This window comes from Streptomyces monticola (assembly GCF_042665355.1).
Lineage (GTDB): Bacteria > Actinomycetota > Actinomycetes > Streptomycetales > Streptomycetaceae > Streptomyces > Streptomyces monticola.
In genome coordinates this window covers 20,220-39,771 of the sequence record NZ_JBHTCF010000017.1, presented here as the reverse complement: position 1 = coordinate 39,771, position 19,552 = coordinate 20,220, and the positions used below count along the sequence as shown (strand labels likewise).

The 19,552-nt window shown below is 69.6% G+C and carries 19 protein-coding genes; 13 read left to right on the top strand and 6 right to left on the bottom strand.

Translation table 11 applies throughout. From position 1 onward, the window contains the following. The first annotated feature begins 438 nt into the window (after window positions 1–438). The 10 genes from ACFQVC_RS31275 (at window position 439) to ACFQVC_RS31230 (ending at window position 9,193) form a co-directional block, all read left to right on the top strand. Window positions 439–1,065, top strand: coding sequence for a hypothetical protein (locus ACFQVC_RS31275; protein WP_381836918.1), 627 nt, complete (start codon window positions 439–441; stop codon window positions 1,063–1,065). A 202-nt stretch (window positions 1,066–1,267) separates the two neighbouring features. Beyond that, window positions 1,268–1,546, top strand: coding sequence for a hypothetical protein (locus ACFQVC_RS31270; RefSeq protein WP_381836916.1), 279 nt, complete (start codon window positions 1,268–1,270; stop codon window positions 1,544–1,546). A gap of 127 nt (window positions 1,547–1,673) precedes the next feature. Further along, complete coding sequence (locus tag ACFQVC_RS31265) at window positions 1,674–2,339, top strand: hypothetical protein (RefSeq protein ID WP_381836914.1); 666 nt, start codon at window positions 1,674–1,676, stop codon at window positions 2,337–2,339. Window positions 2,340–2,535: 196 nt separating this feature from the next. Then, entirely contained in the window at window positions 2,536–2,838 is a 303-nt protein-coding gene (locus ACFQVC_RS31260) for a WXG100 family type VII secretion target (RefSeq protein WP_381836913.1), read from the top strand. Further along, window positions 2,835–4,241: a putative T7SS-secreted protein gene (locus tag ACFQVC_RS31255; protein ID WP_381836911.1), complete on the top strand. Its 1,407-nt coding sequence runs from the start codon at window positions 2,835–2,837 to the stop codon at window positions 4,239–4,241. Before ACFQVC_RS31260 ends, ACFQVC_RS31255 begins: the two co-directional genes overlap by 4 nt. 2 nt (window positions 4,242–4,243) lie before the next feature. Continuing rightward, complete coding sequence (locus tag ACFQVC_RS31250) at window positions 4,244–4,774, top strand: hypothetical protein (protein WP_381836909.1); 531 nt, start codon at window positions 4,244–4,246, stop codon at window positions 4,772–4,774. 142 nt (window positions 4,775–4,916) lie between these two features. Then, the gene (locus tag ACFQVC_RS31245; RefSeq protein WP_381836907.1) at window positions 4,917–5,633 is read left to right on the top strand and encodes a hypothetical protein; all 717 of its coding nucleotides are present in this window, start codon (window positions 4,917–4,919) and stop codon (window positions 5,631–5,633) included. 295 nt (window positions 5,634–5,928) lie between these two features. Continuing rightward, window positions 5,929–6,252 (top strand): hypothetical protein, encoded by a 324-nt coding sequence (locus ACFQVC_RS31240; protein WP_381836905.1) that lies wholly within the window; start codon window positions 5,929–5,931, stop codon window positions 6,250–6,252. Next, window positions 6,249–7,694: a WXG100 family type VII secretion target gene (locus ACFQVC_RS31235; RefSeq protein WP_381836903.1), complete on the top strand. Its 1,446-nt coding sequence runs from the start codon at window positions 6,249–6,251 to the stop codon at window positions 7,692–7,694. Before ACFQVC_RS31240 ends, ACFQVC_RS31235 begins: the two co-directional genes overlap by 4 nt. After that, window positions 7,691–9,193, top strand: coding sequence for a hypothetical protein (locus tag ACFQVC_RS31230; RefSeq protein WP_381836901.1), 1,503 nt, complete (start codon window positions 7,691–7,693; stop codon window positions 9,191–9,193). The genes ACFQVC_RS31235 and ACFQVC_RS31230 overlap by 4 nt, the downstream gene beginning before the upstream one ends. Before the next feature lie 123 nt (window positions 9,194–9,316). Here the strand turns inward: ACFQVC_RS31230 and ACFQVC_RS31225 are convergent, their stop codons facing one another. After that, window positions 9,317–9,979, bottom strand: coding sequence for a hypothetical protein (locus ACFQVC_RS31225; protein WP_381836899.1), 663 nt, complete (start codon window positions 9,977–9,979; stop codon window positions 9,317–9,319). A gap of 67 nt (window positions 9,980–10,046) precedes the next feature. Here ACFQVC_RS31225 and ACFQVC_RS31220 point away from each other — a divergent pair, with 67 nt between their 5' ends. Then, window positions 10,047–10,385 (top strand): hypothetical protein, encoded by a 339-nt coding sequence (locus tag ACFQVC_RS31220; RefSeq protein WP_381836898.1) that lies wholly within the window; start codon window positions 10,047–10,049, stop codon window positions 10,383–10,385. 40 nt (window positions 10,386–10,425) lie between these two features. On the opposite strand, the gene ACFQVC_RS31215 is transcribed toward ACFQVC_RS31220, so the two are convergent. Further along, window positions 10,426–11,022: a hypothetical protein gene (locus tag ACFQVC_RS31215; protein ID WP_381836896.1), complete on the bottom strand. Its 597-nt coding sequence runs from the start codon at window positions 11,020–11,022 to the stop codon at window positions 10,426–10,428. A 112-nt stretch (window positions 11,023–11,134) separates the two neighbouring features. Here ACFQVC_RS31215 and ACFQVC_RS31210 point away from each other — a divergent pair, with 112 nt between their 5' ends. Continuing rightward, on the top strand, window positions 11,135–11,590 hold the full coding sequence (locus ACFQVC_RS31210; protein WP_381836894.1) for a hypothetical protein: 456 nt from the start codon (window positions 11,135–11,137) through the stop codon (window positions 11,588–11,590). 29 nt (window positions 11,591–11,619) lie between these two features. On the opposite strand, the gene ACFQVC_RS31205 is transcribed toward ACFQVC_RS31210, so the two are convergent. The 4 genes from ACFQVC_RS31205 to ACFQVC_RS31190 all read right to left on the bottom strand — a co-directional run bounded on the left by ACFQVC_RS31205 (window position 11,620) and on the right by ACFQVC_RS31190 (window position 18,433). Next, window positions 11,620–12,936, bottom strand: a complete 1,317-nt coding sequence (locus tag ACFQVC_RS31205) for an SUKH-4 family immunity protein (RefSeq protein WP_381836892.1) — start codon at window positions 12,934–12,936, stop codon at window positions 11,620–11,622. A 63-nt stretch (window positions 12,937–12,999) separates the two neighbouring features. After that, the gene (locus tag ACFQVC_RS31200; RefSeq protein WP_381836890.1) at window positions 13,000–15,021 is read right to left on the bottom strand and encodes an ATP-binding protein; all 2,022 of its coding nucleotides are present in this window, start codon (window positions 15,019–15,021) and stop codon (window positions 13,000–13,002) included. A gap of 96 nt (window positions 15,022–15,117) precedes the next feature. Next, window positions 15,118–16,185 carry a hypothetical protein gene (locus ACFQVC_RS31195; protein WP_381836889.1) on the bottom strand — a complete coding sequence of 356 codons (1,068 nt, stop codon included), beginning with the start codon at window positions 16,183–16,185 and terminating at the stop codon, window positions 15,118–15,120. A gap of 85 nt (window positions 16,186–16,270) precedes the next feature. Further along, on the bottom strand, window positions 16,271–18,433 hold the full coding sequence (locus ACFQVC_RS31190; protein ID WP_381836887.1) for a toxin glutamine deamidase domain-containing protein: 2,163 nt from the start codon (window positions 18,431–18,433) through the stop codon (window positions 16,271–16,273). Window positions 18,434–18,545: 112 nt separating this feature from the next. On the opposite strand from ACFQVC_RS31190, the gene ACFQVC_RS31185 reads away from it, so the two are divergent. After that, complete coding sequence (locus ACFQVC_RS31185) at window positions 18,546–19,487, top strand: hypothetical protein (protein WP_381836885.1); 942 nt, start codon at window positions 18,546–18,548, stop codon at window positions 19,485–19,487. Window positions 19,488–19,552: the final 65 nt, after the last annotated feature.

Below are 19,552 nucleotides of genomic sequence, written 5' to 3'. Positions count from 1 at the left end.
GTGACCGCTCGTGTTGGAACCAAGCGTATGGGGATCCGCAGGGGTGTTCCGGGCCCGGCTTGGAGGGGAGTAGCAACCGCAAACTCCCTATGGATAGGGTGTGCTGAGCGGCTTCGAGGGATTTTCACGTCCCGTGTGCTGCCGCAGGTTTCACTCCACGGCGCGTGATTCTCCGTGCCGCCAGGAGTGTTCGCGGACCGACACCGCCGACCCGTCGGTCCGCCGGGAGGGGGAATTCATGTCTCAGCCGGATCCACCGATGCCGCCAACGCCTCCGGGCAGGGCGGCGGGCCGGCCGGTCAATGGCGTCAGCAGGGTCCGCCTGGATACGGCGGGGTTGCACAACCGGTGCCGCCGTCGCCGCCCGGGCCACCGTTCACCGTTGCTCCGCCGCCGCGTTCACGCGGAAACCGGACGCTGCTGACGGTCATGGGTTTCATGCTGGCCTCTGCAGGTGTCCTCGCGCTTCTGGCCGGTGGGGGCCTGTGGCTGCTGGGGGCGGACAGCAACCGTTACGAGCTGAACTTCGGCTACGGCCTCACAATGTGGCGCAAGGAGCCGCTCGACCGCCTGTTCCCCGACAGCCTGGGAAGGAACGACCGCGGTCTGGGCTACGACGGTGATGGTGGCGAATCCCTCGACAGCCCGCAGAACGCGAGCTGGCGCCGGGTGGGGATCTCCCCCGAGAAGTCCTGCGACAAGTCCCTCACGAGTGAAATCCGGCGGACCGCACGGGAGTTGGACTGTCAGGCGGTGCTCCGCGCCACGTATATCGATCCGACGGGGAACATCGTCGTCACGATCGCGCTCGTCGTCTTTCCTGAAGGGGGCGGCAAGTCGGAGCTCGCCGACTACTACACCGTGAAGAAGGACCGGGAAGCGGCGGTCATGCCGTATGCCGCGCCGGGCACCCCCGCGGCCAAGTGGACCAAGGACAGGCGGAACGGCGCCGACGTCAAAGCGGCCGTCGGCCAGCACCTGCCGTACGCGTTCGCGGCGACGGCGGGTGCGGCAGATCTGCGGAGTCCCGGCAGTAAGCGAGGAGCCAGAATACCGTCGCCGTGAGGCCCTCGCCTCCGCCCCCGCCCAAGACTCCATCACTCCCGAGACGGCCGCTTCTCTCCACCGGCAGTCGAGCCGTGTCGTCGACCTTCTCCAACTCCGCGGCGATTTCCCCAAGGAGCGCGACACTCTCGCTCCCGGCGTCCGTGAGCCCTGCCGGGCCCAAGGCCTGCGCACCGCCTGCACCGTCACCCATAGCTGGGACATGGACCAGCTGCCCGCCGGCGCGATACCCGCTGCCCTCGCACGGATCGCCGCCGCAACATCGCAGGCTGATCCCGTAGGCACCGGCGCTCCGGACACCGAGAACCACCAGCTGGCCTGGACCGCCCGTGACAGCGCCGAGGCCACTGGTGCTCCCGGCGCTTCCTTCACGATCACCCTCACCACCCCGGCCGACCCCACGGCCTCCACGCTCACCGTGACGGTCGCCACGGCCTGTACGCGCAAGGTCGACGACAAGCTGCAGGTCGATTTCGGGTAGCCGTCGGCCCGGCGGTGTACTCCGCGGGAAGTACGTCAACGGCCGCTGCTCGTAGGACGATTGCTCAGGCCGGCGTTCGTAGTGTCCATGGCAATGCACCGGTCCGCTCGATGACGAGGAGCAAGCCATGGTCACCTCCGCGACTTCTGTCCCCACCGCCTCCGGGTCCCGCATGGGTAGCGCGGGCAACCGTCGTCTGTTTCTCGGTGGGGCCGGCTTTGCCGGGCTTTTCCTCGGAGGGATGGGGCTGGCCGGGTTGCTCGGGACGGGGGTGTATCCGTCGCCACTTGACTCCGAGGCTGCGGCCGCGTCCTACTTCGCCGCCAACGGAAGCGCCGTTCTCGCGCAGGGCGTCGCCCATCTCTTCGCGGGCGTCGCGCTGGCGGTGTTCGCCTCGGCGCTCGGTAACGGGCGGGCGAGTGCGGTGGGTTGGGCGCGTGTGGCGGGGTGGGCGGCTGCGGTCGCGGTGGCTGTCTCCGGACTGGTCAATGCGACCATTGCCGTCCTGGGGACCACCGGCGACAGCCTGCACACGCTGCATTACTTGAGTTTCCTTGCCGGTGGCCAGATCCATGTGCCGCTGCTGGGCGTCCTGGTGGCCGCAGGCGCGCGCGCCTACGCAGGGTCGACGCCCCGCTGGACCACGGTGCCCGGTGTGGTCGCGGCCGTTCTCGCCGTGCTGTCGCTCGTGTCGTTCGCCATCGAGGATGCTCTGCTGTTGCTGCCGCTGGGCCGCTTCACCTCGATCCTGTGGATCGTGATCACCGTGGTGAGGGCGCGCCCGCGCAAGTGAGCTGAAGGTCGTGTCGGCCCGCCCGGGAGCGGCAGCTCAGAAGCATGGCAGCTCAGGCGCTCGGCACCTCAAGAGCCCGTTTCAGTCAAGGATTTGCAAACGACACGGGCCCGCTGCGAGGGGCGGGGAGGCGCTTGATTACCGTGGGGCGACAGTCGAACAACTGCGATCACATGAGACACGGGGACCCACTGCCATGGGAACGGGCTTCAAAGTCGAGATATCCGAGCTGGACGGCCTCCTCCGGGAGCTCCACCGGAGTCAGGACGAGATGAGATCGGCGCTCAACGAGCTGCGTGACACCGGCCCGAAGACCACCGGGAGCAAGGACCTCGACAACGCCTGCGACGAGTTCCACGACAGCTGGGACGATGCGATCAAGAAGATCGCCGACGGTACGCAGAAGATCGAGGACGGGCTCAAGCAGACCCGCGACACGTACCGGGACGTCGAGGCGGCCATCCGGGACGGCCTTTCCGGGAAGGGCGGCGGCAAATGAGCGACCAGTACCCCGCCATCGGCTTCGACCCGGCGCCCGGCAACCCCGGCAACGTCGAGTCGCTCGCGGCCCGTACGAAGAAGGCCGCGACCGCGCTCGACAACGCGCAGAACAGCATCAAGCGGCTCACCGGGAACGTGAGCTGGGCCGGAGACGCCGCCTCGGCGTTCTCCAAGAAGGTCGGCGAGCTGCCCCGCTGGCTCAAGGACAGCCACACCGCCATGCAGACCGCCTCGACGGAGCTGTCCAAGTGGCGCGAGTCCCTTACGCATTACCAGAGCACGGCCCGTACGTACGAGGCCCAGGCCAAGCAGGCCAAGGGGCAGGTCGCCGCCGCGGAGAAGTCGAGGGACGCGGCGTCCAACCGGTACAACCAGGCGGCCAACGACCCCGCGTACCGCATGAGCGGCCAGATGATGACCGGGACGGCGCTGCAGCAGGCCCAGTCGCAGATCGACGCGGCGAACAGCCGGCTGCAGCAGGCCGACACCGAACTCTCCTCGGCCAGCTCGCAGCTGGACAACGCGCAGCGCGAGCTCGAAGAGATCATCAAGCGGGCCGAGCAGCTCCTGGAGGACCACCAGGCCGAAGCGCGCGGCATCGCGGGGCAGATCCGCAAGGCGACCGACGGCGCGCCGGACCCGGGGTTCTGGGAGAAGCTCGGCGACCAGTTCAAGAAGATCGGGCACGCGATCCAGGAGTGGTGCGCCCGGCACAAGGACCTGCTGAAGAAGATCGGTGACTGGCTGAGCAATATCTCGGCCGTACTGGGCATCCTGTCGCTGCTCACCCTGTGGTGCCCGCCGCTTTCCGGGGCGCTCGCGCTGGCGAGCGCGGGGTTCTCGGCCGGGGCGCTGCTCTCGCACGGTGCCGCGAAGATCGGCGGGGCCGATATCGGGGTGATGGACCTCGTGGGCGACGCGGTCGGTGTCATTCCGGGGGCTGGTTTCGCCAAGACGGCCATCACCGGCTCGGCGAAGGTCGTGGTGCGTGCGGAGCAGGCCGGAGAGATGGTGGCGAAGGCCGACGGTGTGATGCGGGCGGGCCGTCTCGGCAAGCTCGTGGACGACGGTGTCGCGACGGCGGAGGACTTCAGCCGGGCGGGCAACCGGGTACTCAACGGCGCGGAAGGACAGGTCTTCAAGGCCGAGGGCGCCGGGAACAAGCTGGCGCTCGCCTGGGAGAATTCGGTCGCCAAGAACATGGGCGCCTCGATCGGGGAGACCGGTCTGAGCACGGTTGTCTCCAACACTCCGGGGCTCAGGAACCTCGACTCGCTGCAGGCCGCGATACGCGCCGACGGCACGGTGGACCCGACATCCTGGTGGTCGAAGGGGCCGCAGCTCGCGATGCAGGTGCCGGGTGCGGCCAGCGGCATTTACGACAGCGTGACGGGAGGATAGCCATGGCGCACGAGTCATACGTCGGCCCGACGGCCGATCCGGTGCTGCCGTTTCCTTCGCGGCTTGGGCTGCTGCTGTGGTTCGTGCTGCAGTGGGTCCTCATCCCCGTGGAATTCGTGCTCAAGATCGTCTGGGTGCCCTTCGTCGTGTTCGGGGACGGTCACGCGGACGATCTGATGCGCATCTTCGATGCACCGGCCCGTTTCCTGTCACCGGGCAAACTCATGCTCCGCCTGTCGCACGACGCGGCCAAGCGCGAGGCCGCCCTTGACCGGGAGTTCGCCCGGCTCGCCGGGGAAATCGGGCAGCAGCAGTTCAGTTGGCACACGAGAATCTTCCACTACCTCACCTTGACGCCTGCGGCCGACGGCGGACGCCGCCTGAAAGCTGTCGCTCTGCACGCGCGTGAATACCGGGGTATTCCGGTCAGCGTGCTGCAGCGCACCGCCCTCCGGCACGGCCTTGTCCTGGAGGCGCGGAAGAACCTCAAGGACGGCGTGCAGCTGCTCCCTGCCCACCGGCAGGTTCTGTGACGCGGTACGGCCTCGTCGGCACGGCAGGCTCAGCACTGCCCAGCGGGTGAGGGCCGCTCGCCAGCTATCGCGGCAGCGCATTGCGCCAGCCCATCGAGGCAGCGCATCGCGCCAACTCATTGCGTACTTCTGAAGGAAGACTGTGGCCGAAACCGTCACGACGGATGAAACCGTCACGACCCCCGTTGCCGTACCCGAATTGCACCTGGACATACCGGGTGGATTCCACTCCCTTGGCCTCGACCTCGATCCGGAGGAACGGGAGGAACAGCTGTGGGCGGTCGCCATGGAGATCTGGCCCCACGGCACCGACTTCCAGCGGGAAGTCGCTTTCCACACCTATCGCGAGATGGCCGAGAACGCCGTCGCCGAGAAGTCCTTCTACGCGGGCTTCTGCCTGGGTGAGGCACCGGACGGCCGCACCACCACCGCCTCTCTCATCGCCCGCCTCGACCCACTGGACGACCCCGACCCGGAGCTCTCCGCCCGGGGCCTTTTTGAGGCGCTTTCGGTCAACGAGAACAACACGGTCGAAAACATCCGGGTCCCCGCGGGGCCGGGGGTGCTCGTCCTGTGCGGCCTTGAATGGCATTCGGACCCGCAGGACACGGCGGCGCCGTCCCTGCCCCTCGCCCGTATCGACGTCTACCTCCCGCTGCCCCGTATGAGGCGGCTCCTGGTCCTGAGCATGACCACGCCGTCGCTGCCCGATCTCCCGTTCTACGTCTCGTTGTTGTCCAAGTCGGTTCATGACCTGACGGTGTCGAGCGGCGCGGCCCCGGCCGCCGGCCAGGAGCCCGGCGACGAGGCGGTTCGCGGGGACACCGTCGCCGAGCAGGTCAGGGCGGACTTCGGCTAGCGCGACCGGCTGATCTCACCAGCGGACATCCCCGTCCCCGGGTGTTTCCGCACGGCCGGACGTCCCCGTCCTCGGGCGCTTCCGCCCAGCCAACCGTGAAGCGTTTCCGCGCAGATCTGCACACGCTGTGAAGATCGTGCGCCGACCCTCGTTCACACCGTCCTTGCTGGTCACAGGACGGCAACGGCGCGAAGTCCATGGAGTACTGTCACCCGGCCCGAACGTGGAGTCCCGTGACCGTTCGGGGTGTTGGGAAGGGCTGCGGGACTTCTGGATCCAGGGGGAGTCAGGGCAAGTGGCGGACGGTTTCTACATCGGTCATTCCGCATTGGAGAGCTTGAGCAGCGCTTTCTCGCGCGAAGCGGACACGCTTGGCGAGGAGTTGGCGAAGTTCAAGCCGAAAACGGATGCCGAGGCCATCCATGACGGTTTCGGGTTTCTCACCGAATCGGAGGAAGTGACCTCCGCCTACATCGAGTTGGCCCAGCACATGACGAAGGCGATCGAAGGGCTGCAGGAGCACGCGTACGACATCGCGGACAACCTCACCAAGAACTCCCACAACACGGCCGGCGCCGAACGGGCGCTGGAGGAGCAGTTCAAGGGAGGCGACCAGTGAGCGACGAGTCTGTTGCCGAGAAGGTCTACGAGGCCGGGCTCGAGCTCGTCAATCCCGGTGGGCAGCCCGAGGTGCTGCGGGACGCGGCAAGGGCCTGGGGCGCCATGGGAGATGCCCTCGACAGGTTCGTGGTCCACATGGACAAGGCGGTGCGGGAAGCGCACGGCAGTCAGTGGCGCGGACCGGCCGCCGATGCCTTCGTCAAGCACTGGGATGAAGTCAAGAAGTCCATCGAGAAGTCCCAGCCGAGCTTCGATGAGGCCAAGAAGGGCCTCAACCAGGCCGCCGACAAGATCGAAGAAATCAACGACGAGATCCACCAGATCTATCTGGAGATCGGCGTCAGTATCGGTGTGGCCGTCGCGACCTCCTTCATCACCCTGGGGTTCTCGGCGGCCGCGGGTGCCGCGAACGCGGCCCGCCTGGCGGGTCAGGCGACCGCTGCGGCGGCCCGTCTCGGCCGGATCCTCGCCACCATCGCCCGGTGGTTCGAACGGCTGCGGACCTTTGAGCACTCCAGCAAGTTCCTGCAGTTCGGCGTGCGGTACGGGAGCACGTTCGCAGGGCGCACCGCGATCGAGTTCGGCAACGGCGTCGCCACCAGCGTGATCAGCGGCAAGGGCCCCGAGTGGGAGAACAACCTCGTGGGCGGCATCGCCGGGGCCGGTATGGGCAAGGTGGCCGATGCCGCGCTCGGCGGCCGGCTCGGCGGCGGCATGGGTGAGTCGATCGCCACCGGTGCCGCGGGCGGAGCGTCCGGCAGCCTCCTGGGCGACGCCGCCAACTCCTATGGACCGTGGGCCGACAAGGACGACGAGTTCGACTGGTCGCAGGCGCTGATCGGCGCCGGGGCCGGGGGAGCGGGCGGCGGTGTTGGCGGCGGCATGACGCACGGTTCCGGTGGCGGTGCCGAGGGCGGCACGGAAGGCGGCTCCGGTGGCGGCGAATCGGGTGGCGGCTCCGGGGGTGCGAGCGGTGGTGGCTCCGGCGAATCGGGGGGCGGCTCGGGCAGCAGTGAGAGTGGTGGCGCATCCGGCGGAGGCTCGGGCAGCGGTGCGAGCGGTGGCGGCTCCGGTGCCGATGGCGGCTCCAACGGCGGCGCAGGAAACGGCAGTTCCAACGGCGGCGCAGGAAACGGCAGCTCCAACGGCAGCGCCGGCGAGGGTGGTTCCGGCGCCACCGGCGGTGGCGGAACTGCCGATGGCACGGGCGGTGACGGCACCGCCGACGGCGCGGGCGGTGACGGCCTCTCCGACGAGCAGCGTCAGACCATTCGTGACGAGGCTACGAATAGCCGCGTAGGCACCGAGATCGGGGCGGCGGGCAACCGTCTCAAGGAGGCCGATAGCCTCGAGGACGATCTCGCGGAGGAGCAGCAGAAGACTGCTGGCCGGCTCCGGGACCACGCCAAGAACACGACTTTGGTGGATGACTTCGGATGAATGACAACAGCCGTACGGGCGCCGTGGCTCCCGGGAGGATCTCCTCCGCAGTGGCGGCCGGCCGCGTAGTGGCCTTGGGCGCCGTCATCGCCCTGTCCGTCCTCTTCTGCAGCTGGCTCCTGCTCGACAGCTCCACACTCCGCGATGCTCTGGTGCTCGCCTCGGCGCTGGTCGCGGCCGGTTGTGCCGGGTGGGGATGGCTCGTGCGCCGCGGCGCAGGGCGTCCGGAGCGCCTCGCCGTGCACCGCGGAATTGTCCAGAGCGTCTCCGTGCCGGGAGCGACGGGCCCGGGCGGTGCGGTTCCTGGTGCTGCGGTTCCTGGTGCTGCGGTTCCCGGTGGTGCCGTTCCCGGTGGTGCCGTTCCCGGACGTGCGCTGCCCGGCCGCCTCGAAGGCCTGGGCGCGCGTCGCTTCCGTGAAGCACTCACACTCGTCGCCGCGTTCGCCGTGCTCCTCGTGCCGCTCGCGCTCGGCGTGGGCAGCCCGGTACTCACCGGGAAGGCCGCGGAACTCGTGGACGCCGGGGCCGTGGTACGTGAGCTGCGCGTGGAGTCCGTACGCGATGTGGAGGAGGACGAGCACAAGAACGGCAGCACGTACTTCTGCACCACCACGGTGACGCTGCCCGCGACTGACGGCGGTGCCGATGGCACCCGTGCCGACTTCCGCTCCGAGTGGGCCGACGAGTGCGCGCCGGGGCAGCGTGCGTTCGTCGCGTACGCGCCCGACAAACCCGGCCTCGGTGTGATCGGCGACAGTGAACGGGCCTTGGTCGAGCGTCAGTTGGACGGCCGCTCCCTGGACAAGTGGTGGACCGGCATCCTGCTCCTGCCCGTGCTCGGCCTGGTCGCGCTGCTGATCGGGGGCACCGTCACGGGCCGGCGTGACGAGCGTTTCCCGCAGGTGCTGCAGGGGGACGAATCGGTGCTCCGCGCCCGCGTCACCGGTGCCGTGCCCAGCGGTTCCGGGGTGAAGCCGCTGACGCTCGCCACGGACGCGGGTCCCGTCGAGTTCCACAGCCATGTGTCGAGCCGTGCCTTGGCCCGGGCGACGGAGGGCACCGAGGGGTGCCTGGTCTGGCATCCGGAGCGCAACCCCACGGGTGGCCGCAAGGGGCCGAACCGGATCGGCGCCGCCTTCATCAGCGACGACGGGTGGTACGTCCCGGGCGCGATCGACCCGCAGGCGGCACAGAGCGTGGCCGCCGCGGCCACCCGCGGGGTGACGCCGGACGGTTCGCGCGAGGCGCGACACCTCGATCTGGACGCCGGGTGGCTGCTCAGCCTTCCGCGGAACATGGCGGGTGCCCTGCTGGTCTGGGCCGGACTGCTCGTCCTGCTCGCCTTGCCGATCGAGCTGCCGGGCCGGGTGTTCCTGGGCATCGTGGCCTCGGCCGGACTGCTCCTGTTCGGCGGCGTCAGCGCCATGATGCGGATGGACGCGGACGAGGCCGCCCAGCGAGCCGCGGCCGGCAACGGCACGTCGGCGTCAGGAAGCTGACGTCGGGAAGTTGACGTCGAGAAGGCGGCGCCGGGAAGTTGACGTCGAGAAGGCGGCGCCGGGAAGTTGACGTCGAGAAGGCAGCGCCGGGAAGTTGCCGGAGCCCCGTCCGTGCCCGGTGGCTCAGCGCGGACGCCCCCGGCTCCGCTCCCGGTACCCCTTCCGGTCCGGCACCCCCATGTGCCCCGACTCCCGCTCCGCCTCGCCGAGCCACAGTTGCGGCACCTGTGCCCGGACCGCCGCGACCACCTCGTCACGGGAGCCCGGCGGGACGGGCAGGCGGTAGCGGAGGCGGGGAAGGCTCGGGTGGATGGGGGCCTCGTCGCGCACCAGGGGCCACAGGACCGGGTCGTCGCGGTCGACGGGGCCCGAGGGGCACAGTTCGAGGGAGTAGACCTTCGTGCCGGTTCGGCCGCGGCCGAACCGGCTCCAGTGCAGGCCGACGCCTGCCAGGGTGTGCCAGGGGATGACGTTGCGCGCCTTGCCGTTGCTCACCCAAAGCCCCGTCGCGTCGATGCTCACCGCGGAGCGGCGCGATGCCCAGGCCGACATCAGGCTCGTGACGCCGATGAAGAGGATGAGAAACCCCATCAGGATGCCGACGACCCCGCCGGGATTCGGCTCGTCCGCACCGAGGCCGAAGGTGATGCCCACACCTCCGGCAAGCACCAGCAGCGCCACCGCCGTCAGTACGATTCCGAGCGGCAGCATTCTGGCCGCAGAGCGCTGACCTGTCCGTATGACGGTGGCGGTGGGCGCAGGCGCGTGCCCGTGAGGTGTCGACATGGGCAGGGAGTGTAGGGACTCTGTCGCCACGTCCACCAGGGCGGCCCCGGAAGCTAGGCTCCGCGGCATGACTGGTGGCACGGAATTCGACGAACAACTGAGGGCGGGGTTCCAGAGCCAGGGGCAGTCGGGGCCGACCTCAGGGCGGAGGCGCGACGCCCGGCAGGCACGCCGGTTGTACGCGGGTCTTGCCGCCGTGGTCGCTCTCGTGGCACTGGTCCTCACCGTGGTCCGACTCGCCCAGGGCGGCGGGGCCGGCGCGTGGACGGCGCTCTACGTCGGAGGTGGTGTCGTCAGTGCGTGTGGAGTGCCGCTGGCGCGTATCGGACGTACGCGATGGGCGTTCGCGGCCATGTGCCTGGGGGCGGCGCTCGCGATGCTGGGCGACAGCCCGATGTTCCGGTGAGGCGTCAGGCATCAGAGGTCGGACGAGCAGACTGACCACGTCAGACGAACAGGCTGACCAGCCACACAAGCCCCGCCCCCACCACGCCGGCCCCCACCGCCGCGATCACGACCCACCGCAGCGAACTGCGCCCCGCCGTCTCCCAGGCCGCGTCGAACGAGACGAGGCTGCGCTTGAACGGCGAATAGCCGGTGGCCCCGCAGAAAATGCCCAGGCCGACCAGGGCCACCCCCGCGAAAGTGCCCGAGAACCAGCGCAGGGCGCGCTTCGAGTCCGTTGCCCCATAGGCCTGGCCCGAGCCGATGTGGGTCAAGGAGAGCGCGGGGCCGCCTTGTTGTACGTCGAGCGTCGTGCCGGCCGGGTAGCCGCGCCGGGTGTCGACGGAGGCCTGCGCATCGCGGGCGCCCCGGCCGTCGGAGCCCGTGAACGTACCGTGGCAGCGGACGTTGTCGGTGCCCCGGCGGCTGCGCCGCGATGCGTTGTGCACGAACTTGGACTCGCAGGACGTCACCTTCAGCGTGCCGGCGGAGCCGGCCAAGCCTGCCGCGTAGGCCCCTTCGTACGCCGAGTAACCACCCACGAGCAGACCAAGGGCGAGGAAGACCACGCTGCCGAGACGTCCGAGAACCTGCGTCACAGTGATGCCACCCTTTGCCACTCTTTCCGTACGGCCTGCCTATCACACGAGGCTACGAGAGATACTTCAGGCAACAGGACGTGAAGAGGCTGAAGAGGTGAGGAGCAGCGAGATGGCCAGGCATTCCGAGAACTCCCCCAACTCCGGCGGGCCGCAGGGACCTTCCTCCGAGCGCGGGGTCTGGGACGAGGCGCTCGAGCCGGAGCAGATTCGCGCGCTCAACAACACGCTGCGCAAGGTGCCCGATATGCCCGGTGCGTCGCCGGAGTTGAAGGAGATGGCGAAGAAGCTGCTCTCCGGACAGGTCTCGCTGCGCGACATCGTGGACGACCCCTCGGGCTCCAGCGCGCTCGGCAGCGGACTGGCGTCGCTGCGGGGCCAGTGGGAGTCGGCGTCGGACGAGGAGCGGGACCGGATCAGGAACATCGAGGACGAGGCGGAGGCCGGGCGTGACGACTCCGGCCGGGCGTCGTCCTCCTCCGGCGACGCCGATTCGCGGCGTGCCGCGGACGACGAGCAGCGGCCGAAGAAGCAGGGACGGCACAGCGGCGGGTTCTCGCTGTACTGAGCCTGCCGTCGGCGGACGACACAGGTTGCTCAGAAGAGCCCGTGCCACATCTGCTCGACGATCAGCGACCACCAGGTGTCGGGGTTCGACTGGGCTGTCGCGTCGATCGCGGCCAACTGCTCCTGCAGCTCCGCCACCGCCGCACCGGCGTCGTATGGATCCATGCCTTGCATACGCTGCCGAGTCTCGGCGAGCAGGGCGAGGGAGCGGACGTACGCGGCCAGGGAGAGGTTGACGTAGCGGGCCGACGCCGTGACCGGGTCGATGGCCCAGACCGCGCCGAGGCCGTCGGGCTGTGTGGAGCCGGGGACGCACTGGACGGAGATGACCGCGACGCCGTCCCAGCCGATGCGGACGAGGTGGGCGAGGGCGTTGAGCCGCTGCTCGTCGGCGGGGCTGCGGCGCTCCCGCAGATTGGTCGGTACGTCGGCGAACAGGCCCCCGGCGGGCGGGGCTTCGGGCCGGTCGGCGGTGAAGAAGAGGGGGAGGTCGGCAGGGATCCCGGCCTGGGCGAGCGTGGCCCGGGTGCCGTCGGGGAGGCGGCTCGCGGCGAGGGTCTCGGCGTCGTGGCGCAGCACGCCGTCCCGGCCGAAGACGGCCGTCAGGTGCTCGCCGAGAGCCTGGTCGTCGAGGGGGGCGGCCACGGGGACCGGGGAGGGCAGAGGGGCGCGGTGGGGGCGGGGCGGGGGCTGCCGGTCGGCCATGCGATAGGTCTGTTCGACCTGGTCGACGAGGGCGGCGACGCCCTGTGCACGGTCCTCCGGACGACTGCCGTAGGGCTGCGCGCTGGAGAGTTCCGCGTTGCGGAAGAGGTTGAGGAGTTCGGCCGTGTAGCCGCCGGGGAGCAGGCTGGGGCGAAGGTCCGTATGGGCCGCGACGACGTTCTCCGCGGAGATTCCCAGACGGCGAAGTTCCGCCCACGCCTGGTGCTCGGCGGGCGGCAGCCCCGGCCCTGAGGTGCGGAACAGTGTGATCTCGTCGTCCGCGGCAGGGTCGGTGTAGGTGAACACGGCGGTGTTGCCGGGCCCTGTGGCCGGACGTCCGGCGCCGGCGGTTCCGTCTGCGCCGTGCTTCTGCCGGTACATCCGTACGACCTCGTCCACCGGGACGGACGGCCAGACCGTCAACTCACCGGTCCGGCGGTCGATGACCCCACAGGCGTCGCCGAGTTCGGCCGGCGGCCTGCGTTCGCCCGTCTCGGGATCGCGTTCCAGGGGCGCCGGCGCGGCCCACACCACCCAGCCGAGGTCGAACTCATGCATCCGGACCTCACGGCGCGGCGCCGGTGATCCGGCCGGATTCAGCCAACGGTCGGCGGTGGCGAGTGCCTGCTCCTGGCTGGTCACGGCGGGCTCCTTCGAGCTGTGGGTGTGGCGGTGGCCACGGGGGTCGGGGAGGTTCGGGAAGGGCTACGAGGCTATCGGTGCGGTGGCCGGGCGCAGGCGCAGGGCCTTCGCCCCGCGTCCGGTGGCGATGAGCAGGACGCCGTCGGAGGAGAGTTCGGCCCCGGTGATGGGCTCGGCCGACAGGAACGCGGCGACCGCCCTGTCGGCGGCACGGTCCCAGATCCGGACGTAGTCGGCGCCTTGGCTCAGCCCGAGCGGGGACGCTGCCCGGTCCTCTTCCGACGGGCGGGTGAGGAGCCCCGGATCACTCGCGGGGTACAGGTGGGGTTGCGCGAGATCGTGCACGAGCAGACCGCCACGGGCGTCGGCAGCGCCCGCGTCGGTCACTCCGACTGGCCAGGCTCCGGGGGTTCCCGAGGGCACGACGAGGACAGCGACGGGCCGGACGGAGCCATCGGCCGTGGGGAGCTCGGCCAGGGTGACCTCGGCCGTCCCCGCCACCGGCAGGCTCCACAGGGTCTGCCAGGGCAGCTCGAGTCCGAGGCGGCGGGTGGCCTCGGCGTACTCGGTCAGACCGTCCTCGACGAACGCCGTCTCCAGAAGGGCCGCGCGCCCGAGCGCCGGCAGTTCGTTGCGGGTCAGGAGAGGAGCGGTACGCAGGTACGTACGGGCCGGAGCGCCGAGCGACTCGGGAGGCACTGCTTCGACGGCGGTCCGCAGGCGGACGGGGTCGGCGCGGACGAACAGGCCGGGGTCGGTGAGGAGCTGGGGCAGCAGGCCTGCCGCGAGCGCGTGCCCGGCGATGTGGTCGCGTACGTAGGCATCGGCCTTGCCCCAGTCCTGTTCCGGCACCTCTTCGAGGAGCGCCATGGCGATACGGGACTGAGCGCCGGATGCCTGGGGCAGAGCGGCCCGGAGTGCGTCGCCGATGGCCGGGTGGGCGAGGCGCAGCACCATGCGCTCACGTTCCGGAACACCGAGGTCGTCCAGGTCGTCCAGGTCGTCCAGGGCGGAGAGGTCGACGAGATCTTCCGGCCCGTCGGGGTCGTCCAGTTCGTCGGGTTCTTCGACAGGGGTGACAAAGGGGGCGACGAGTTGCATTCCGGAGGCGATGGCCGACGTCATGTCCTGACCGGCGACGGCGCCCGCGAGCCGGGGCCACAGTGCGACGGGGATGCCGTCGCTCTCGGCCAGGGCGAGCGGCGCGAGGAGTGACCGAAGCGTCTGAGGGTCGGAGCCGAGCCGCCGGGCATGCCAGTCGAGGACTCCGGCCACGGATGTCGGCAACTGCGCCGTGTCCGTTGGATCGAAACCTTCGGACGCGGTGAACAGACACTGGGCGGTGAGCTGTACGACCAGAGGGCTGGTGCCCGCCGAGCGCGCGACCGCCGCCGCCAGGTGCCGCCGCACCTCGGGCTCGACCGTGAACGGCAGGTCAGGAGCCCCGAATTGAGGACTGAGTGCCGACTCCGCATGGCGCACAAGGCCCTCCGGGTCGGCCCACTGCGGATCGTCGAGATCCATGATCTGCACTGTGCCCGGTGGCAGCCCGGCGGCGAGCTCCGAGGCGAGCGGCCTCGGGAGTTCGAGCACAAGGCGCATCGATTCGAGGGCGGCCAGCGGCTTGAGCACATCGCGCACCAGCGCTGCCGGTCCGTCCGCGGAGCGCACCGGTCCGGACTCGTCCACGTCGAGGACGACGAGCGGGAGGGGGGCTTCGAGCGCGGCCAGCGCCGGATGCACGTCATCGACGCGGTCGACTCCGAGGCCGTGGTGGTCCGCGAGTGCCCACAGGAACTGCGCGGGAGTGAGCCCGTGTGCGCTGGCCGCGGAAGGAGCGGGCAGTTCGGGCGGAACCGTCGCCGGGTCGAGCTGGTCGAGCAGCAGCTGCTTGCGGAAGTCCGGGTCGCAGAGCATCAGGAACCCGGTGAGCAACCGGGAACGGCCGCTGCCGGAGTCGCCCGTCACGGCCACCACCCGAGGCGAACCGGGCCACTCCATGCGCCAAGAGGCAAGCGCACGCAGGGCGTTGGTGCGGCCGCCTATGTGTGGGTGCGGGGGGTAGCCGTCGGTCGTGTCGGTCATGGATGTCCGTCCTCCGATGATGCGGACGAAAGCGTCGGTGTTCTGGTGTCGGTGTTCTGGATGTACAGGGGGGGCAGCTCGTACTGCCTGGCGGACTCAGATGGGCAGCGCGCCCGGAAAACGGGAGTTGGGTACGTCGGGGTGCGTGGTGGCCAGCCAGCCGTGGCCCTGGGCGCGGGCCGCGGGGATGTAGCCGGGCTGGAGGGAGAGATTGCCGGCGGCCGTACTCGTATAGGGGCAGCCTTCGGCGAATTCCGCGGCTTCTCTCGGGTCCTCGGACTCGTCCCGGTATTTGACCTCGAAAGGCAGTGGATCTCCCACGAACTGAGGATCCGCATAAGTGCTGAAGCTGCGCACCAGGTGCCCGTCACGGGAGACGTACCAGTTCTCGGCCTCGTTGTACGGGTCGACGCTGTAGAAGTGCGCTTCACCGCAGTGCCGGCTGAGTGTGTCGGCGAGGGTGAAACCGCTGAGTTCGTCCAGGAAAGAGTTGCCCCACAGCAGGCGCCAATTCCTGATGGGCAGTGTCCTTCGCCTGCTCTTGAATTCGGCGGTGATGAAGACCCGGTAGGCCGTCTCCTGCGTGCCCTGGGCAGGCGAGCCCTGGCCAGTCGTGTCCTGGCCAGTCGTGTCCTGGCCAGTCGTGTCCTGGGCAGGGGGGAATTCCACCGAGTCGGTGGCTTTGGTGGCGGCGGCCACGCCCGCCACAGTGGTGGCAGGGCGAAGGTCGTGCAAAGAGAGCGCGGCCACGGCGTCATCGAGTCGGTCGGCCGGAAACGCCAGCCAGCGGCCCGCATCCGAGGGCAGCCTCGCGGGGAATTCATCGAGCAGCTTGATCCGTACCAGACGCTCCACGGCGCTCCGGTCGGGCTCCTCGAGGTCCTCCCCGCCGCTGAGCGCGGCCAACGCCACCAGAGCCTTGCCGCGCAGTTGCCCAGGGCCTTGGCGACGGATCTCCCTGAGCCGGCGCGTGGCCTCGGTGCCGAGTCGCCGCAGCACGGGTTCGGCATCGCCCAGGCCGGCCGGCTGCCCCTCGCCGACGTACGTCAGCACCGGGCCGACGGCTTCGGCGCCGAGCATGACGAGCCCGTCCTCCGCGGCCTTGCGGCCGGCACGGTCCTCGTCCGAGAGGCCTCGTACGAGGGAGTCGATGGTGTCTGGCATGGAACACAGCCTAATTGTCGTGCGGTTCGGGCCTTGGGGTGTCGGCGGTCGCGGACCGGATACGCGGACCGGCGTCGCGGGCGCTTCAGTTGATCAGCTGGTGGAGCAGGTCCTTGTGCCAGACCTTCCGAAGGGTGCGGATGTGCTGATCGAACTCTTCGGTGATGGCTCGCTCCTCAGGAGTTCTGTTCTCCTTGCGCTGGATGTCGAGTTCCCTCTCGACGGCGTCAATGAGATCGTCCCCTGATTTTCCTGAAAGCTTCCGGAGAGCGCGATTGAGGCGCTTCTTGTCGTCTTCGTACTTCTCGGACCATTCCTCTCGCATACGCTGCTTGATTTCCTTGTCCGAAAGGTCCTCAAGCTCTGCGAGGGTCTGCTCCTTGTCGGCCATCATCTGGTCGCGCTGCTTCACGCCGTCCGGGTCTTCGCGGTACGTCATGCTGTAGTGGATCGGCACGCCTTCGAACCGTTTGTCCAGAAGCACGTCGGAGCACTTCATGTGCCCTTGGCCCGAGCCGCACGGTTCACGCTCGGTATACAGGCCGAGCGGTGTGTACTTCGAGCCATCGGGGTCCACACGCTCGAGCCAGTCGAGGAGATGGCGTTCCGAGTGGCGCGGCTTCACTTCCGGCAGGTTCTGGTTGGCCGGAACGGACGAGTCCACCACGTAGGTGACTTCGTTGTCCGGCGGCGGCCCCTGTACCTCGAGTACCGCGAAGTTCTTTCCGCTGAAATCGGGTCCGTGGTCCCTGACAATTTCCGCATTGTCGTCGGAAAGCTTCTTGAAGTACGCCCTCTGGAACAGCTTGTTCACCGCCATACGGTGAAGTTTCACGCCGAGCGACTCATTGGCCAGCTTTGCGCCACGGTCCTTGGTGCCCTCTTCGGGCTCGCCTTCCTTCGGACCGCGGTAGGGGTGCTCGACCGATTCCGGGTTGGCGCCGACGCTGTGCGCCTCGTGGAAGGAAAGGCTCAGCCTGGCGATCGAGGCCACGACCGCCTGCTGCTCGCCTCGTGAGAGCTGATCGAAGCCGTCCAGGCTCTCGCTGAGCTGAGACCGGGTGAAGCGCTGCGGACCGCCGTCGGCATCGCTCTCGGTCGACCGCAGCACGCCGGCCAGTTCGCCCGATCCCGCCCAGCGGTCGAGCCGGTCGTGCACCCGGTCGAGTTCGACCCTGTGGACGTCCCGTTGCTGGCGCAGCTTCCGCTGCAGTTCATCGGGCTCGAGGCCGTACTCCTTGGAGTGCTTGCCCTCCGGCTTCTCGTGTGTGCGGGAGGTGTCGCTCTCCGGACCGTCCTCGGTGACGCGGCGGCTCTCCTTCGAGGTGTTGCTGTCGCCGCGATCGTGGGGATCGGAGTACTTCGGCTTGTCGGGGTCCTTGCCGTCCTTCCCGTCTTTGTCGCCCTTGCCGTCCGGTGGTGCTCCTGCGGGCTCTGCGTCCGGCCTGCGCGCGGTGGCGCCCGGGCGGTCGGGAGCATTGCGGCCACGCTGTTGGCCCGCATCGCTCCTGCCGTCCCCGGTGTTCGGCGTCACCGGCGACCGGTTCGCGTCCAGCGGGATTGCGAAGACGCCCTTGTTCCCGCTGTGCAGCGGGTTCGGGCCCTTCTGGCCCGTCTGGGCGTCGATGTAGGTGATCTTGCCGTTGTGGTTGACGGCGTTCCAGGCGTGGGAGCGGCCGTTGGCGTCCTGCGTGATGATCACGGCCTGTGAGCCGTGGCCGTTCTGGCGAAGGGTGTTCTCCAGACGGTTGAAGGCGTCCCGCCCGTTGCCCATGTCCGAGAACTTGGCGCCCAGAGTGTTCTCTATCCGGTCCCGGCCACCCTTCTCACCGCGGTCCGACGGATTTCCGTCCGCGTCCGGGTCAGGGGTGCGCGCGCCGGCCGCCGTCGGGTTGCCCGCGTAGGTGTCGACCGTGGACAGGGCGGTGTCGACACAGTTGTTGTTACGGCCGGGGGCGTCCCTGCCTTCGCCGTTGATGCGCTCGACCCAGGGGCCGTCGTCCGGGTCCGGCGGCCGCGTGGGGTCGCCGTTCTCGTCCCGCGGTACGGAGTCGTTGAGGTTGTCCTGCTCGGCGCGCGTGGGGTCGTTGACTCCGCCGGGCGGATTGGAGTTGCGGCTCTCCGAGGCCGGCCTCGGGGTGTCCGGACGTTCCTTGTCACCGTCCGGGCCCGGCTGCTGTGTGCCGTTCGGGCTGGAGTCCGGGGTGCCGCTCGGGGTCTGCCCGTTGGGGGTGGGCGTGGGGGCCACGGTGTGGACCGGGACCGGCGTCGGTTGCTGTTGCTGGGGTTGCTGTTGCTGGGGTTGCTGCTGGTGGGGCGGATGGTTCGCCGGGTTCTGCGGTGTGGCCGGATTGTTGGGCGTGGCCGGATTGTTGGGCGTAGCCGGGTTGTTGGGGGTGTGCTGGCCGCCCGGCCTGTTCGGGGTGCTCCCCGGTTGGCTCGATCCCGGCTGGCTGTTGCTGCCGGGTTGGTGGGAACCCGGCTGGTTGGACGACGTGCTCGGCGTCGTCGACGTGCCCGATGCAGTCGCATTCGACGGATTCGATGGATTCGAAGAATTCGATGTGTTGTTGGGCGTATGGGAGCCCGGCGTCGAGTTCGTCGACGTCGAGGTCGGCGTCGAGGTCGAGGCCGAGTTCGTATTCGTGCTGGGGGTACGGCTGTCCGGGCTCGCGCTCGGGCTCGCGCTCGGAGAGCTCTGCTGCGGAACCGACGGAGTGGTACGCGGCGTGGCGGACGGACCCGTCGCGGACGGCGTCGATGTGGCTCCCGGCGTGGCGGACGGCGTGCCGCGTCCCGGGTTGGCCGGGTTCGACGACGGGTTGGGGCTCGTCGTCGTGCCACCGGCCGAGGGCGTCGACGTACTCGCCGTGCTCGAGGGCGTACGCGCCCCCGCGTCCCCGCCCGTCGATGCCGCCGTCGGCGACGCAGGCATGCCGCCGCCGCTGTCCGAGCGCGGCGCGGAGGTCGAGGCCGGGTCCGAAGTCGCGGTCGGGGGAGCGGAGTTGGTCTGGGTCGGCGCCGTGGCCTCGAGGCTGTCGATCTGGGTTCCGGTGGCGCCGCCGCTCGGTGGCCCGCTGCTACTGGAAGGGGAAGGTGCCGGCGCCGACTGCGGAGTGGGCGATGAGATGCCGCCGGGACCCGAGCCACCGCCACCGCCCGGCGTGCTGCTGCTGCCGCCACCACCGCTGCTCGGCGATGGACCGCCGCCGTCTCCGGCGCTCGGTGACGGCCCGCTGCTGGCCGGGGCTTCGAAGTCCGCGAGTGAGGGACCGTCGCCACGCGGTGTGGGGGTGGGGTAGCTGCTCGGCCCCGAGTCGTTGTTGCTGCCGGAGTCCGTGTTCGGCCCGGCACCGACCGTAGGCGT